Annotated in this window: 13 protein-coding genes; 1 reads left to right on the forward strand and 12 read right to left on the reverse strand. The window is 58.1% G+C overall.

What is annotated here, in order from left to right; translation table 11 throughout:
* Nucleotides 1-138: 138 nt before the first annotated feature.
* The 12 genes from ELB75_RS05175 to ppx form a co-directional block, all read right to left on the reverse strand.
* Nucleotides 139-438, reverse strand: coding sequence for a toxin-antitoxin system YwqK family antitoxin (locus tag ELB75_RS05175; protein WP_206501494.1), 300 nt, complete (start codon nucleotides 436-438; stop codon nucleotides 139-141).
* Nucleotides 439-755: 317 nt separating this feature from the next.
* Entirely contained in the window at nucleotides 756-2,780 is a 2,025-nt protein-coding gene (locus ELB75_RS05180; protein WP_126983007.1) for an OPT family oligopeptide transporter, read from the reverse strand.
* A gap of 541 nt (nucleotides 2,781-3,321) precedes the next feature.
* Nucleotides 3,322-5,304, reverse strand: a complete 1,983-nt coding sequence (tkt, locus tag ELB75_RS05185) for a transketolase (protein WP_126983008.1) — start codon at nucleotides 5,302-5,304, stop codon at nucleotides 3,322-3,324.
* Nucleotides 5,305-5,413: 109 nt separating this feature from the next.
* Nucleotides 5,414-6,031 carry a dTMP kinase gene (gene tmk / locus ELB75_RS05190; protein WP_126983009.1) on the reverse strand — a complete coding sequence of 206 codons (618 nt, stop codon included), beginning with the start codon at nucleotides 6,029-6,031 and terminating at the stop codon, nucleotides 5,414-5,416.
* Nucleotides 6,032-6,187: 156 nt separating this feature from the next.
* Entirely contained in the window at nucleotides 6,188-6,790 is a 603-nt protein-coding gene (locus tag ELB75_RS05195; protein ID WP_126983010.1) for an inner membrane-spanning protein YciB, read from the reverse strand.
* A 1-nt stretch (nucleotide 6,791) separates the two neighbouring features.
* A complete protein-coding gene (mltG, locus tag ELB75_RS05200; RefSeq protein ID WP_126983011.1) occupies nucleotides 6,792-7,787 on the reverse strand; it encodes an endolytic transglycosylase MltG in 996 nt (331 codons plus the stop codon).
* Between the two features lie 149 nt (nucleotides 7,788-7,936).
* Nucleotides 7,937-9,244 (reverse strand): MFS transporter, encoded by a 1,308-nt coding sequence (locus ELB75_RS05205; RefSeq protein ID WP_126983012.1) that lies wholly within the window; start codon nucleotides 9,242-9,244, stop codon nucleotides 7,937-7,939.
* Nucleotides 9,241-9,420: a cbb3-type cytochrome oxidase assembly protein CcoS gene (gene ccoS, locus ELB75_RS05210; protein WP_003822854.1), complete on the reverse strand. Its 180-nt coding sequence runs from the start codon at nucleotides 9,418-9,420 to the stop codon at nucleotides 9,241-9,243. Before ccoS ends, ELB75_RS05205 begins: the two co-directional genes overlap by 4 nt.
* Nucleotides 9,420-9,731, reverse strand: coding sequence for an HLGFF motif protein (locus ELB75_RS05215; RefSeq protein WP_126983014.1), 312 nt, complete (start codon nucleotides 9,729-9,731; stop codon nucleotides 9,420-9,422). Before ELB75_RS05215 ends, ccoS begins: the two co-directional genes overlap by 1 nt.
* A 66-nt stretch (nucleotides 9,732-9,797) precedes the next feature.
* Nucleotides 9,798-10,343: an NUDIX hydrolase gene (locus ELB75_RS05220; protein WP_126983015.1), complete on the reverse strand. Its 546-nt coding sequence runs from the start codon at nucleotides 10,341-10,343 to the stop codon at nucleotides 9,798-9,800.
* Between the two features lie 202 nt (nucleotides 10,344-10,545).
* Nucleotides 10,546-11,733 (reverse strand): AAA family ATPase, encoded by a 1,188-nt coding sequence (locus ELB75_RS05225; RefSeq protein ID WP_126983016.1) that lies wholly within the window; start codon nucleotides 11,731-11,733, stop codon nucleotides 10,546-10,548.
* Nucleotides 11,734-11,892: 159 nt separating this feature from the next.
* Entirely contained in the window at nucleotides 11,893-13,386 is a 1,494-nt protein-coding gene (gene ppx, locus ELB75_RS05230; protein ID WP_126983017.1) for an exopolyphosphatase, read from the reverse strand.
* Nucleotides 13,387-13,639: 253 nt separating this feature from the next.
* Between ppx and ELB75_RS05235 the strand changes: the two genes are divergently transcribed.
* Complete coding sequence (locus tag ELB75_RS05235) at nucleotides 13,640-15,115, forward strand: patatin-like phospholipase family protein (RefSeq protein WP_241236111.1); 1,476 nt, start codon at nucleotides 13,640-13,642, stop codon at nucleotides 15,113-15,115.
* Nucleotides 15,116-15,141 lie beyond the last annotated feature (26 nt).

The following is a 15,141-nucleotide window of genomic DNA, read 5'->3' on the forward strand; positions in this document are numbered from 1 at the left end:
AGGTAGCCTTGCTTGCAGGAAAGCCTGCACGGTGCGTAGGGTGCGTGCCACGGGCACGCACGCGGTTGGGTACAGACTACGGCTTTGCTTTCTACTCTGTTTGAGGCTACCTGAAAAGAGGTTGAGCTTATTGCAAATCTATGTCTCGAGCGCATTATCCCAGTATTCCCAGCCATCCAGCTGCTCACCATCTTTGTAATAACCTTTAGCTGCCAAACGACCATTATCATAATAATCCTGCCAAAGGCCGTCTTCGAGCCCATGTTTATACATACCTTCTGATGCAATCGTGCCGTTTTCATAATAAGCCACAAATAACCCGTGCTTTATCCAGTGTGTGCCATCTTCCGACAAATATCGGGCATACCGATATTTAATGTTTCTATTATCGTCTAAAATTTCTGCGATATGCAGATTTTCCAACTTATTATCCATCATTCATCCTCTAAATATCTATCTGAAATTTGGGTAAAACTATATGATATAGTGGATTAACAAAAATCAGGGCAAGGCGAACCAACCACGCTGTACTGGTTTTTGTTAGTTCACTATAAATCATAAATCAATTATCCATACCGTTGATTTGTGTGTTTGCGGATGATATGCGCGAAGCGGCGGACTGAGTGAAAAATATCCTGCCCGGTTTTCAGGTAGCCTTTTGCGGGGTGTAGTGCCAGCCTAAGTTTCCAAACCGGGCGGCATACAAAAACCGCCCGGAAGATATCGGGCGGTTTTTGCATTGGCGGTGAGGCGGTTTATTTGGTTTTCATCACGCGGCGGATGAAAATCAGCATACCGCCGATGAAGAAGGCCAGGCCGAGGAATTCGCTGATGGTGCCCCAGTTGTCCAGGTTCAAGGCCAAGGGGGAATCCGAGCCGCCGCTGGTAACGGACAGGGCGATAATCAGCGCCATAATCACGCCAATCAGGCTCTCGCCCACAATCAGGCCGGCGGCAAACAGGGTGCCCACGCGCTCGGCATCTTTCTGTTTGGCCTCATCTTTGCCGATGCGGCGTTTCAAGAAAGCGGCCATGATGGCGCCGATGGCAATCGGCATATTGATGGCCGGCGGCAGATAGATGCCCATGCCCACGGCCAGGGTGGGCAGCATCAGTTTGGAGCCGCTGCGTTTGAATGCTTCGTTGATGATGATGAGCACCACCCCGATGCCGATGCCGGTGAGGATGTAGTTCCATTGCAGGGTATCGGAGAAGATGGCTTTGGCGATGGTGGTCATCAGCGTGGCCTGCGGTGCGGCCAGAGCCTGGCTCGGATCCATATCCGGGCGCGGCATAGCGCCGGTGAAACCGTAGGCGGCGTAGAGCAGCTCGAGCACGGAAGACACCACGAACGCGCCCACCACGCAGCCGATAATCAGCGCCACTTCCTGACGCCACGGGGTGGCTTTAATCAGGTAGCCGGTTTTCAGGTCTTGCAGGTTGTCGTTGGAGATAGAGGCCACGGCCACCACGGCAGAGCCGCAGAACAGGGTGAGCGCCACCAGGAAGTTGCGCGTGCCCTCATCGGCAAACAGGTTGTTGGCATTGCCGATGCCCAACAGCACCAGCGAAATGGCCACCACGGAAATAATGCCGATGCCGGAAATCGGGCTGGAGGAAGAGCCCACCAAGCCGGCCATATAGCCGCAGGCAGCCGCTACCAGGAAACCGATAAGGAAAGCCAATAAGGTACAAACTACAACCAGCAGCCAAGCCGTACCGGCAGGCAGGTTGGCATCGGCCACGAAGTGATAGAAGGAGAAGCCCAAGAGCAGCATCATACCCAGCGCATAGGCAATCATGGCTTTGGGCGACAAGTCTTGCTCAACGCGTTCCAGCGCAGTACCCTCGCCGCCTTTGATGGCACGGAACGACATTTTCATGCCTTCCAGGGTGGGTTTGAGCAGGGTAATCAGCGTCCAGATTGCAGCAATACCGATGGTGCCGGCGCCGATAAAGCGCACTTTTTCTTTCCACAGGCGCATGGCGAAAGCAACCATTTCCATATCGGCCGGCTGCGGATTGGTGGCGGAGAAATAGGGGATGGCGATGCCCCAGGCAATCGCAATGCCCACCAGCATGGCAATACCGCTGGCCAAGCCGACCAGATAGCCTGCGCCGAGCAGCGCCAAGGAGAAGCCCATCGGGATTTGGAAAATAGACGCGCCGGCTTTAAACCACAGGCTGGCGCTGTCGGCTACGACGCGCAAGCCGTTGCTGGCGAAGCTGAAAATACCGGAAATCACGCCGCCGGTAACGATTTCGCCAATGCCGCTGTCGGCCTTTTGCGCGGTGTCGACATTTTCTTCGCCCACCACGCCCTCGCCGCTGCCGACTTTCAGAATCTCAGCCGCAGCCACGCCTTCCGGATAGGGCAAATCGCTTTTCACCACCATGGCATAGCGCAGCGGGATGGTGAAAATCACCCCCAAAATACCGCCAGCCATGCACAGCAGCGTGGTTTGCCAAAACGGAAAGCCTGTCCAATAGCCGCTCATCAGGAGGCCGGGCAGGATAAAGATCACGGAAGAGAGCGTACCCGCGGCAGAAGCCTGGGTTTGCACCATGTTGTTTTCAAGAATGTTGCTGCCTTTGGCGAATTTCAAAATCGCCATGGAAATCACGGCAGCCGGGATGGAAGAGGCAAACGTAAGGCCTACTTTCAGCCCCAGATAAATGTTGGAAGCGGTAAACACCACGGTGATTAACGCACCCAATATCATGCCGCGCAGGGTAAGCTCCCTGTAATTGGCATAAGGGTCGTGAGTGGATAGAGACATTTTCTTTACCTTTGGTTGAAACGAGGCTGCATTTTTTTTGCGATATGAGGTTTGTGTCAAGAAGAATATTATAAATGTAAATTATTATTTACATTTATAGAGGTATTTCTTCACTACCTAATTGTGAATAAAAAACTTTCCAGATTACGTGATCTGTAATTTATAAAATTAAAATCATAATGTTGTGTGATATATAACAAGTATAAATTTGGGAATGTACGTCAATAGGCTTTATGTATGATAACAAATATTTACATAAAAGCGTGGTGCTACATGAAGAAAATGCCGGGAGGTATATTGATTGGGAGGGAATGACGGCAAAGTATGTTGGAAAGACTGGCGGGAGAGGTATAGTGAATTAAATTTAAACCAGTACAGCGTTGGCTCGCCTTGCCGTACTATTTGGTACTGTCTGCGGCTCGCCGCCTTGTCCTGATTTAAATTTAATTCACTATATAGGCAAATGCACATAGAGGCTACCTGAAAACTTTCAGGTAGCCTCTATTATGGCTTGTAACGGCTGATAAGCTTCAAAATCGTTTTACAACACCGATTTCACAGTATCAACCACATTGTCCACAGTAAAGCCGAACTCCTTAAACAGTACGCCGGCAGGGGCGGATTCGCCGAAGCGGTTGATGCCGACGACTGCGCCGTTCAGGCCGACGTATTTGTACCAGCCGTCGGCGTGTCCGGCTTCTACGGCGATGCGCGGCAGGCCTTCGGGCAGGACGGCGGTTTGATAGGCGGCGTCTTGGCGGTCGAAGACGTTGGTGGATGGCATGGAAACGACGCGCACGGCGATGTTTTGCGCGGCAAGGGCTTTTTGCGCTTCCAAAGCCAGCTCGATTTCGGAACCGGTGGCGATGATGACGGCTCGGGCGTTGCCTTGGGCTTCGCTGATGACGTAGCCGCCGCGTTTGATGTCGTTCAGTTGTTGTTCGTTGCGCGCTTGGAATTTCAGGTTTTGACGGCTGAAAATCAGGCTGGACGGATGGTCTTCGGCTTTTACCGCTTCCGCCCAGGCCACCAAGGATTCGGCGGTATCGCACGGACGCCATACGTCCATGTTCGGAATCAGGCGCAGGGTGGCGGTTTGTTCGATGGGTTGGTGGGTCGGGCCGTCTTCGCCGAGGCCGATGGAATCGTGGGTGAAGACGAAGACGGGGTTGATTTTCATCAGCGCCGCCATGCGCAGGGCGTTGCGCTGGTATTCGCTGAACATCAGGAAAGTCGCGCCGAAGGGTTTCACGCCGCCGTGCAGGGCAAGGCCGTTCATGATGGAGCCCATGCCGAACTCGCGCACGCCGTAGTGGATGTAGTTGCCGCCGTGCTCGCGGGTAACGGAAACGCTGCCCGGCCAGTCGGTGAGGTTGGACGGGGTCAGGTCGGCCGAACCGCCCACCAGTTCGGGCAGCTCTTTGGCGAGGATTCCGATGCTGTTTTGGCTGGCTTTGCGGGTGGCGATGGTTTCGGCTTTGGCGCACACTTCTTTCAATGCGGCTTGAACGTATGCATCGAAATTGTCCGGCAGTTTTTTATCCATGCGGCGCACGAATTCTGCGGCTTCGGCAGGATATTTGGCTTGGTATTGTGCAAACAGTTCGTTCCATTCGGCTTCCAGTTTCGCGCCTTGTTCTTTCGCGCTCCATGCGTCGTAAATTTCTTGCGGGATTTCAAATGCGGGGTAAGCCCAGCTCAAATGTTTGCGCGTGGCTTCGATTTCATCCGCGCCCAAAGGTGCGCCGTGGGTTTTGTGGCTGCCTTCTTTGTTGGCGCTGCCTTTGCCGATTAAGGTTTTGCAGCAGATGAGGGACGGTTTGCCGGTTTCGGCGCGGGCTGCTTCGATGGCCGTCTGAATGGCGGCGGTGTCGTGGCCGTTTACATTGGGCACGACGTGCCAGCCGTAGCTTTCAAAGCGTTGCGGGATATTTTCGGTAAACCAGCCGTCCACTTTGCCGTCGATGGAAATATTGTTGTCATCATATAAAACAATCAGTTTGCCCAAGCCCAAGGTGCCGGCGAGCGAACAGGCTTCGTGCGATACGCCTTCCATCAGGCAGCCGTCGCCCAGGAAGACGTAGGTGTAATGATCGACGATGTTCAAACCGTCTTTATTAAACTCGGCGGCCAGGATTTTTTCTGCCAATGCCATACCCACCGCGTTGGCAATGCCTTGTCCCAACGGGCCGGTCGTGGTTTCCACGCCGTCGGTGTAGCCGTATTCGGGGTGGCCGGGGGTTTTGCTGTGCAGTTGGCGGAAGTTTTTCAGGTCTTCAATGCTCAGGTTGTAGCCGGTCAGGTGCAGCAGGCTGTACAACAGCATGGAGGCGTGGCCGTTGGAGAGGATGAAGCGATCGCGGTTGTAGAATTTGGGGTTGGCGGGGTTGTGGCGCAGGAATTTCGTCCACAATACTTCCGCCATTTCCGCCATACCCATCGGCGCGCCAGGGTGGCCGGAGTTGGCTTTTTGGATGGCGTCGGCAGAGAGGAAGCGGATGGCGTTGGCAAGCTGGGAGGGCATGGTGTTTCCTAAGTGGTTGGTTTGGATGGGGTAATAAGGCTACCTGAAAGTTATCCGGCAAGTGAAAACGGCGCAAATTATCGCACTTTTGGCCGTGCCGTTCAAAACATCAGGCGAACAGTTTTTCCAGCGCGGCTTCGATGTCGCGGCGCACCACGGCCTTGCTGCGGCTGCTGTCGATTACTGCGTAGCGTTCGGGCGCGGCGGCGGCACGTTCGAGGTAGCTTTGGCGCACGCGGGTGAAGAAATCGGCTTCCTCCTGCTCGAAGCGGTCTTTGTTGCGGCTGCGTTCGATGCGCCTGAGCGATACTTCCAGCGGCACGTCGAGCAGGATGGTGAGGCTGGGGCGCAGGCTGCCTTGCACCCATTGTTCGAGCCGGGCAATATCGGCCTCGGGCAAGCCGCGGCCGCCGCCCTGGTAGGCGAAGGTGGCATCGGTGAAACGGTCGGAAACCACGGATACGCCGCCCTCCAGCGCGGGCAGGATAACGCTTTCGATGTGCTGGGCGCGGGCGGCAAACATGAGCAGGGTTTCGGCACGCAGCCCGGCTTGGGTTTTCGGATTGAGCAGCAGGCGGCGCAAGGCTTCACCCAAGGGCGTACCGCCGGGCTCGCGGGTGAACAAGACGGGGCGCTCTTGTGTGGCAAACCATTCGCGGATCACGGCCAGCTGGGTGGTTTTGCCGGCGCCGTCGATGCCGTCGAGGGTGATGAAATGAGCAGTCATTTTTAACTCCGTTGAGGCTTATATTTCAGCTTTGCAGAAACCCAAACTTGCTTTGCAAAACATCGTTTACTGCGTTGAATTTGCGTTTTCAGGTAGCCTTTTTTTCAGTTTGAGGCTACCTGAAAAGTATTTTATGGATTTCAGGTAGCCTTCAGTTTAGTGCTGCTGCTGGTTTGGCTGATCGCTCGCTTCATTCTCGCTCGCGCTGTCGCTTTCGATATTGAGGTGTTTGCGCAATACGAAGGCTTGGGCGGCGAGAAAGATGCCCATCAGGATGAACTGGCCGTAGCTTTTGAAGTGGATAAACAGGTTTTTGGCCTGCTCGGAGGTGTCGTAGTGGTAGAGGCCGAACCAGTAGTGCAGGGCGGCGAGCAGGAGGAAGAAGGCGGCCCAGGCGTAGGTGAGGCGCTGCCAGCCTTGCGGGCCGAAGCGGAATACATTTTTGGCCACGGGCTGCATCAGGGGTTTGCCGATAAGGGCGCTCACGGCCAGGGCGAGGGCGAAGCTGAGGTTGATGATGGGGGTTTTCCAGCGCAGGTAGAGGTCGTCGCGCAGGAGGATGGTGGCACCGCAGAAGAGGATGGTGAGCACGAGCACCACCCATTGCTGTTTGGTAAGCCGCCATTTTTGCCGCACGAGGTGGATGCAGTACACAACCAGGGTGGCGGCCAATACGGCGGCAGCGCCGGCTAAGAGGCCGAATTTCTTGGAGGCGATGAAAAAGGCGATGAGGGGGAGGAGGTCGAGTAGGGCGGTCATGTTACGGTCTTTTCAAAATATAGCGGCGGACGTTGGCGTTGTGTTCTTCTAAGGTGTGGCTGAATTCGCTTTTGCCGGTATCGTCCATGCGGGAGACGAAATAGAGATAGTCGGCGTTGCTGGGGTGGGCGGCGGCTTGGAGAGCGGCTTCGCCGGGCAGGGCGATGGGGGTGGGGGGCAGGCCGTCGCGGGTGTAGGTGTTGTAGGGGGTGTCGCGCTGGAGATCGGCGCGGCGGATGCGGCCGTTGTAGGCGCTGCCCATGCCGTAAATCACGGTGGGGTCGGTTTGCAGGCGCATGCCTTTTCTGAGGCGGTTGACGAATACGGCGGCCACGTTGGCGCGGTCGTCTTCGTGGGCGGTTTCTTTTTCGATGATGCTGGCCATGGTGAGCAGCTCGTAGGGGTCTTTATACGGCAAATCGCCGGCACGGCCGTTCCAGGCGGATTGCAGCCGGTTTTGCATGTTGCGGTAGGCGAGGCGGTAGATTTGCAAATCGCTGCTGTCGTAGTCGATTTCGTAGCTATCGGGGAAGAAGCGGCCTTCGGGGTGCTGCACGGCGGCATCGGAGGCGACGGCGGCGAGGAGTTGGCGGTCGCTCCAGCCGGCGGTGTCGTGGCGGATGTCGGCGGTTTGGTTGATGAGGCGGCGCATTTGGGCAAAACGCATGCCTTCGATGATGCGCACGGTGACGGTGTCGGGGCGGCCGTTTTTGAGGTGGCGCAGGATTTGCCAGGAGGAAGCGCGGGGTTGGAGGCGGTAGTTGCCGGGCAGGAGCTGTTTGTGGGTGCCGGTGAGGTAGGCGGCGGCCACGAATACCCAGCGGCTGTAGATGGCGTCGTTGGCGGCGAGGGTGCGGCTTACGCTGCCGATGCCGCTGCCGCGCTCTATCCGCAGGCGTTGGCTGCGGGTGTCTTTGGGGGCGAAGAGCAGGCCGGCAAACAGGGCGGCGGCCAGCAGGATAAGGGCAAGTAGGGAATAGAGGGTTTTTTTCAGCATGGGTTTCGGTGTGGCCGATTAAAGGGCGGCAGTATAGCCCAGGGCGGGGCGGATGCGAAGCGGCGCGGTTTATTTGGAGGACTGGCAAAGGCTACCTGAAAATGCTTTTTTGTTTTTCAGGTAGCCTTTTGTTGTTTGCAGGCCGAGGCTTATTCTTCTTTGCCAAACCAGCGTTGCCAGCCTTCGCGGATTGGCGGGGCGATTTTCAGCAGGTATACCAACACCACGATATTGCCCGCCGCCACGATGAAATAAAGCAGGTTGATGCTGTCGAACAGCCATAGAAGGATGGCGGAGAGCAGGGCGGCGGCCACCATGAAGAGGCCGTTGATGATGTTATTGGCGGCGATGGCGTGGGCGCGGAATTCTTCGCTGCTGGCGGTTTGCAGCCAGGTGTAGAGCGGCACGGAGAAAAAGCCGCCGCAGAAGCCGAGCAGCACGATGCAGAGCATCACGGCATAGGCGTCGCCGCGCAACAGGAAGCTGCCGATGCCGCTGTATTCGTGGTAGTGCGTGCCGTGCACGAGGGCAACGAGCAGCAGGCCGAATACGGCCATGCCCACCGTGCCCACGGCCACCCAGCCGAGGTTGAGCCGGCGGTGGCTGAGTTTGGCGCACAGCACCGAGCCGCCGCCGATGCCGACGGAAAACAGGGTGAGCATCAGGTTGAACACATTATCGTTGCCGCCCAGGTGCAGTTTGGTGAAGGTGGGCAGCTGGGTGGTGTACACCGCGCCGATAAACCAAAACCAGGAAATGCCGATGATGGCGGCGTAGATTTCGCGGTTGGCAAAGGCTTGTTTCAGAATGGCTTTGGAGTTGCGCACAATGTGCCAGTCGATTTTTGCTTCCGAGGTTTTCGGCGCCACGCGCGGCATAAAGAGGCTGGAGGCGAGGCCGCCGGCAGCAATGATGAGCAGGAAAACGGATACCGTGGTGCCGCCGATACCGGCCAGAATGGTGCCCAAAATCTGGCCGAATAGGATGGCGAGAAACGTGCCGCCTTCCACCAGGCTGTTGCCCGCAATCAGCTCGTGTTCGTCCAAATAATCGGGCAACACGGCGTATTTCAGCGGGCCGAATAGGGTGGAATGTAGGCCCATCAGGAAAATGCAGAGCAGCAACAGCAGCAGCGATTGGCTGAGGAAGCCCGCCGTAGCCAGCAGCATAATCAGCACTTCGGCCACCTTTACCGCCACCGCCATGCGGCTGCGGTCGAATTTATTGCACAGCTGGCCGGAGAGGGCGGAAAACAGGAAAAAGGGCAACACAAACAGAAGCGCGCTCACGTTAATCATTTGTGCCGGCTCGATGAAACCGTTTTTGCCCAAACCATAAAAGCTGATCATGGTGGCCAGCGCGATTTTGAATAAGTTGTCGTTGAGCGCGCCGAGGAATTGGGTGCCGAACAGCGGGGCAAAGCGGCGGGTGGCGGCGAATTTGAAGCCTGGGTTCATGGTTTGTCCTGCGGGGGTGGGGAGTCGGGATGCACGGAATCGTCGTCCATCAGAATGCGGTGGGCGGGGCCTTCCAAATCGTCAAACTGGCCGTTGTGGCCGGACCACCAAAAGAAATAGCCGATTACGAAGGCCAGCACGATGCTGATGGGAATCAGGATAAACACGCTGTCCATCAAAGGTTTCCTTCCAAATCGGTGAGCAGCAGGGTGTGGCCGCCGAGGCGCAGGTATTGCTGGCGGATGTCGGCCGCCAAGCCGCCTTCGGCATCATACAGGGCAATGCCCTCGCCGTGCGGCTGCCAAACCAGCAGCTGGCCGGCCAGGGCTTCCAGCGCGCGGGCGGGCGAGGTATCTCCCGGCGGCAACGCTGCTGCGTGCGCCTGAATCATGGCGTTGCCGGAAACGGGCTCGTCGTCGTTGTCGGCCATGAGTACGAGAAAGCCGAGCAGAGTGCCGTTGGGTGTGCTGAGGGTGAATTGGCGCATTTTCAGGTAGCCTTTGTTGTTGGGCGGGTAGGTCGGTATGACCCGCCTACTTTTTTTCAGGTAGCCTTAATCGGCGGACGGGCTGTTGAGCAGCCAATATTGCAGGCCGATCAGGGTTTTGCCGTCTTGGATTCGGTTGTTGGCAATGGCTTCGCGCACGGCTTGGCGCGAGAGCAATACGGTTTCGACAAATTCGTCTTGGTCGGGCTTGCGGGTGCTGGTGGGCGTGATGCCTTCGGCGAGGTAGAGGTACATTTTCTCGTTGCAAAAGCCGGGGGCGGTGTAGAAGGTGTGCAGCAGTCGCACGGATTGGGCGCGGTAGGGGGTTTCTTCTTCCAGTTCGCGCGCGGCGCATATGGCCGGGTCTTCATCGGGGTCGAGCTTGCCGGCGGGCAGCTCGAGCAGGGCCTGGCCGGTGGCGTAGCGCCATTGGCGAACCAGCACCACTTCGTCTGCCTCGGTAACGGCCAGCACGCAGGCGGCGCCGGGGTGGCGGATCACGATGCGGTAGCCTTGGTTGCCGTTGGGCAGCCGTACGGTGTCGCGGGCGATGGTCACGAATTTGCCGTCGAAAATCGGCTCGGAAGAAAGTTGGGTTTCGGTGAGGTTCATAGTATTTATTCAGGCTACCTGAAAACGAAGTTTCGGCGGAGCCGAAGCTGAGTTTCTGCGGAGCTAAAACGAAGTTTCCAAAAAAAGCAAAGTCTCTGCGGAGCTAAAACGAAGTTTCGGCGTGGCCGAAGCTGAGTTTCTGCGAGCTAAAACGAAGTTTCTGAAGGGGATTGGGTTTTCAGGCAGCCTTTATGGGAACAGGTTATTGGGAAACGTAGCCGCGCAATTCTTTGGCTTTGGCACGGGCTTCGGCGGCAATGCATTCTTGTTCGGCCAGCTGCCCGGCAGTGCCGCCGCCTGCCTGCTGCGCGGCGGCGGTGCATTTGGCTGAGGCGCTGCGCTTCCAGCTTTGGAAGTCTTGGCCGATGATGTCTTTCACGTCGTCAGACACGCTCTGCCACACGCTTTGCAATTCCTGTACGGCGGCGCGGCTGCGGTTGCCGGCTTCGGCGATTTGGTTGGCGGCCTGGTTCTCGGCCTCTTGCTTGAGGGCGGGGATGCGCTGCTGCACCTCGCGGGTGTCGCATTCGATGCGCAGGGCTTCCTGCTCCAGCGGTTCGGTGGAGTCGGCCTTGCTTTGGTAGGCGCATTGGCTCTCGCGTAGGCGGCTCCACTGGTTTTGAGCTTCTTTGAGCTGGGTGCGGGCGGCGGCGGGTAGGGCTTGCCAGGCTTGATTGAGTTCGTCGTGCGCCTGTTTGTTTTGGGTACGTAAGAGTTCGATGCGGGCTTGCAGGCGGTTTTGGTCGAGTGTGTTCAACTCTTGCTGGCGGGTTTCCTCAGCCGCGGATTTCTGGCGGATTTCGGCTGCTTGTTTGGCCAAATCGGGGGCGGCAAGGTAGAAGGCGGCGGGATAGAGCAGGCCGGCGGCGATTTCTTTGCTGGCCACGTTCACGACGAGTTTGTCGCCCTTATCGGTTTGGCTGACGGTGTAGCTGACGGGGGCGATGAAGCCGCCTTTGCCGTCGGGCTTGAGCATATCGCCCGCGCTCATCAGGCCGTTGTAGTCGATACCGTCGGTTTCGTTGATTTCAAGATAGCTCTCGATGCTTTGTTTGATGCGGGTTTGGGCTTCGGGCTTGGGGGCGAGGCGCAGGGTGGCTTCGCAGGAGAGCGTTTTACTGCCTTCGGAGGCGGCCCTGGTGGTGCGGATGTCGGTGATTTCGAAACCGAGCTGCCCGAAGGCGGCCTGCACTTCGGATGCGCCGGATTCGAAGTAGGGCAGGCCGCTTTCTTGGGCGGGCGACACGGCGGCCTGGATTTGGTCGGTAAGCTGCCCGATGGCTTCGGGTGCTTGGCAGCTTAGGGCGGCGGGTTTGGTTTCTTCCTTGCCGCAGGCGGCAAGCGCGGCGGCAATCAGGAGGGGGAGGGCTGGGCGGATGAGGGGGTTCATGTCTGGATTTCTTTGGCTGGATGGGAATGGCGGTATTTTATAGCAAATCAAACGGGCTTTCGATTGGTGTTCTATTATCGTTGTGGCCGTAGTTTTTCAGGTAGCCCCTGTTTGGTGTGGCGGCGGAGGGCTGCCTGAAAAGTTTGCACCATGCCGGCGCTATTGCAGCAGCAGCCCGAAGCGGATGCCGATTTTGCGCCATTGGGCGGCGTCGTCGGCCAGCGCGCCGGCGGTGAGGGGATTGTCTTCCGGCCATTGGCGGCTGATGGCGAGGGTGTAGTTTTTGTTTTCGTAGTTCAGGCGGGTGCCTGCGGGCAGGGTGATGGGTTGGCGGGCGCGGCAGAACAGTACGGCCAGGCGCAGGGCGGCCACGGCGAGCCACATGGCGGGGCTGATGGGCAGTTCGGCCATTTTTTTCAAGTCGCCGCGCTGGCCGAGCACCAAGGTGGCAAGGATTTGCTGCTCTTGGCGGGAAAATCCGGGCATGTCGGCCTGCCCGAGGATGTAGGCGGAGTGCTTGTGGTAGGCGGTGTAGGCAATGTCGGTGCCGATTTCGTGCATCAGGGCGGCCCAGCGCAGGTATTGTTGCCAATAGTGGCGCTCTTTTTCGGATTCGCGTTCGGCGAGCATCTCGAAGAACTGGGCGGCGAGGGTGGCCACGCGTTCGGCTTGGTTTTGGCTGACGTGGTAGCGCTGTTGGAAATGGGCGATGGTTTGCTCGCGCATGTCTTCGTTGAGCTGGCGGCCGATGAGGTCGTAGAACACGCCGTCGCGCAGGGCGGCATCGGTTACGGTCATGCTGTCGATATCGAGCTCGGCGAAGACGGCGCTCATCACGGCCAGCCCGCCGGCGAATACTTCGATGCGGTCGGCCTTCATGCCGTCGAATTTGGCTTTTTTGGCACTGCCGGCTTCAATCAGGCGGGCGGCGATTTTTTGCAGGGCGGCGGGAGTGATGCGGTTGTCTTCGGGATTGGCGGCGGCGATGAGGTCGCGCAGGGTGCGGGCGGTGCCGGAAGTGCCTACGGCCAGCTGCCAGCCGGTGTTTTTTAACAGCTTGGCGATGCGCTGGATTTCGCTGCGGGCGGTGTTGACGGCGAGCTTGAAGGATTCGGCGGATACTTTGCCTTTGGGGAAGAAGCGCAGGCTGTAGCTCACGCAGCCGAGGTTGAGGCTTTCGGTGATGTCGGGCTGCAGGCGGCTGCCGATTACGAATTCGGTGGAGCCGCCGCCGATATCGACCACCAGCATCTGCCCACTGCCGGGCGGCAGGGTGTGGATGACGCCGGTGTAGATGAGGCGGGCTTCTTCGCGCCCGGCGATGATTTCGATGGGGAAGCCCAAGGCGGCTTCAGCGAGCGGCATGAAGGGGGCGATGTTTTTGGCCACGCGGAAGGTGTTGGTGGCCACGGCGCGCACCTGTTCGGGCGGGAAGCCGCGCAGGCGCTCGTGGAATTTGGCCAGGCAGGCCAGTGCGCGCTCTTGGGCGGCCTGGCTAAGCTGTTTGTGTTCGTCCAGTCCGGCGGCAAAGCGCACCATGTCTTTGATGGAATCAACGATTTGCAGCTGCCCGTTGTGGTTGGTGCAGATTTGCAGGCGGAAACTGTTGGAGCCGAGGTCTACCGCGGCCAGCATATTGGCGGGGATGGTCATATGGGGATTCAATTCACTTTCGATACAGGGCGGCGGGCCGAATCACAATACGGCAAGGCGGGCCGTGGCCGTAGCGGAAACAGGGTGAAGCCGCTATCGGGTATGCTCGGCGGCAGGCGTATATCTTACCTTGCTGCGGGGAGCGTGTCATTACGGGGCGGGATGAGTATAATACCGCTCCAAATCAAGGCTACCTGAAATTTCAGGTAGCCTCGTCACGTTGCGGCACAACAAATAAACGGAAAACAGACTGATGCGGATTAAAACACCCCACGCAATATTCAAACGCAGCCCGGCCGCTGCCTTGCTGGCGCTGCTTTCGGCCTGCTCGCTGGTGAACTATCGGCCGGTGGCCATCATTTCGAAAGTAGATACCGCGCAGGGCTACCGGCTGGAGCAGAGCATCGCGCAGCAGAACGACGATGTATTCGTGGTGCTGCTGTTTTCCGGCGGCGGTACGCGCGCGGCGGCTTTGGGCTACGGCGTGCTCGAAGAGCTGGCCAAACAGCCGGTGTACATCGAAGGGCGGGAAAAACCGCTGCTCGATAGCGTGGACTTGGTGTACGGCGTGTCCGGCGGCTCGGTGTTGGCCACTTATTATTCGCTCCACGGGCGCGACACCATCCCCGCATTCGAACGGCAATTCTTGAAGCAGAATTTCCAAAAACTGGTGAGTCGGCAGGTGTTTTCGCTGGCCAACCTGCCGCGCCTGACCTCGCCCGAATTCGGGCGCGGCGATTTGTTGCAGGAGCAGTTTGAAGCCAGCCTGTTCGGCCACGCCACCTTCGGCGATTTGGCCAGGCGGCGCAAAGGGCCGTTTGCCGTGGTGTCGGCCACCGATATGTCGATAGGGCGGCGCTTTGATTTCACGCAAGAATTTTTCGACATGATGTGCCTCGACCTTTCCGATTTGCGCCTGGCGCGCGCCGTGGCCGCCTCCAGCGCCGTGCCCGTGGTGTTCAGCCCGATTACGATCAACAACAATGGCGGCAACTGCGGCTACACCCTGCCGCCGCGCCTGCAAAACGCGCTGGAACACGGCAGCGACGAGCAGCAGCAAACCCGAACCCGCCGCGAGTTCGGCCAAGAGTTGGCGCTATATCAAAACAGCAAAAGCCGCCCCTACATCCACCTGCTCGACGGCGGACTCACCGACAACCTCGGTTTGCACGGCCTGCTGGAAGCCGCTGAAATCTACCCCAGCCATACCCTGTACCGCCAGTTTGCCAACCAAAATGTGCGCAAAATCATCGTAATCAGCGTGAACGCGCAAAACCAGCCCGACAGCACCATCGACCAAAGCGCCAAAGTGCCCGGCCTCTACGATGTGCTGGGCGCCATCATCAACGTGCCCATCGACCAAAATTCGCAGGAGTCGCTACGCCGCATCCGCGCCGTGGCCGACCAATGGAACAGCCAGGCCGGCAGCCGCAAGGGCCACCCGATCGGCATGCATTTCGTGAGCCTCAGCCTGCGCGATTTGCCCGATTCCCCCCTGCGCAAAAACGTGCTCAATATTTCCACCAGCTTTTACCTGCCGCACGAAGACATCAACAACCTGAAAGAAGCCGCCCGCGTGCTGATGCGCCAATCGCCCGAATATGCCCGCGCCTTGGCCGACCTCTCGAAAGAGGCGGCAGCAGCTTCCGCCGTGCCCGCCCGGGAAGTCTGCGCGGGCAGCGGGGAAGAAGGCCCGGCAGAATGTTTGCGGGAAGAAAAGGCGGAATGAAGACGGCTGTCTGAACGGCAATACGG

This window comes from Eikenella corrodens (genome assembly GCF_003990355.1).
Taxonomy (GTDB): domain Bacteria; phylum Pseudomonadota; class Gammaproteobacteria; order Burkholderiales; family Neisseriaceae; genus Eikenella; species Eikenella corrodens_B.

Bases quoted from the DNA above. Each gene is read 5' to 3' on its own strand.
- ELB75_RS05175 (WP_206501494.1), bottom strand. From the start codon at position 438: ATGATGGATAATAAGTTGGAAAATCTGCATATCGCAGAAATTTTAGAC.
- ELB75_RS05180 (WP_126983007.1), bottom strand. From the start codon at position 2,780: ATGTCTCTATCCACTCACGACCCTTATGCCAATTACAGGGAGCTTACC.
- tkt (WP_126983008.1), bottom strand. From the start codon at position 5,304: ATGCCCTCCCAGCTTGCCAACGCCATCCGCTTCCTCTCTGCCGACGCC.
- tmk (WP_126983009.1), bottom strand. From the start codon at position 6,031: ATGACTGCTCATTTCATCACCCTCGACGGCATCGACGGCGCCGGCAAA.
- ELB75_RS05195 (WP_126983010.1), bottom strand. From the start codon at position 6,790: ATGACCGCCCTACTCGACCTCCTCCCCCTCATCGCCTTTTTCATCGCC.
- mltG (WP_126983011.1), bottom strand. From the start codon at position 7,787: ATGCTGAAAAAAACCCTCTATTCCCTACTTGCCCTTATCCTGCTGGCC.
- ELB75_RS05205 (WP_126983012.1), bottom strand. From the start codon at position 9,244: ATGAACCCAGGCTTCAAATTCGCCGCCACCCGCCGCTTTGCCCCGCTG.
- ccoS (WP_003822854.1), bottom strand. From the start codon at position 9,420: ATGGACAGCGTGTTTATCCTGATTCCCATCAGCATCGTGCTGGCCTTC.
- ELB75_RS05215 (WP_126983014.1), bottom strand. From the start codon at position 9,731: ATGCGCCAATTCACCCTCAGCACACCCAACGGCACTCTGCTCGGCTTT.
- ELB75_RS05220 (WP_126983015.1), bottom strand. From the start codon at position 10,343: ATGAACCTCACCGAAACCCAACTTTCTTCCGAGCCGATTTTCGACGGC.
- ELB75_RS05225 (WP_126983016.1), bottom strand. From the start codon at position 11,733: ATGAACCCCCTCATCCGCCCAGCCCTCCCCCTCCTGATTGCCGCCGCG.
- ppx (WP_126983017.1), bottom strand. From the start codon at position 13,386: ATGACCATCCCCGCCAATATGCTGGCCGCGGTAGACCTCGGCTCCAAC.
- ELB75_RS05235 (WP_241236111.1), top strand. From the start codon at position 13,640: ATGCGGATTAAAACACCCCACGCAATATTCAAACGCAGCCCGGCCGCT.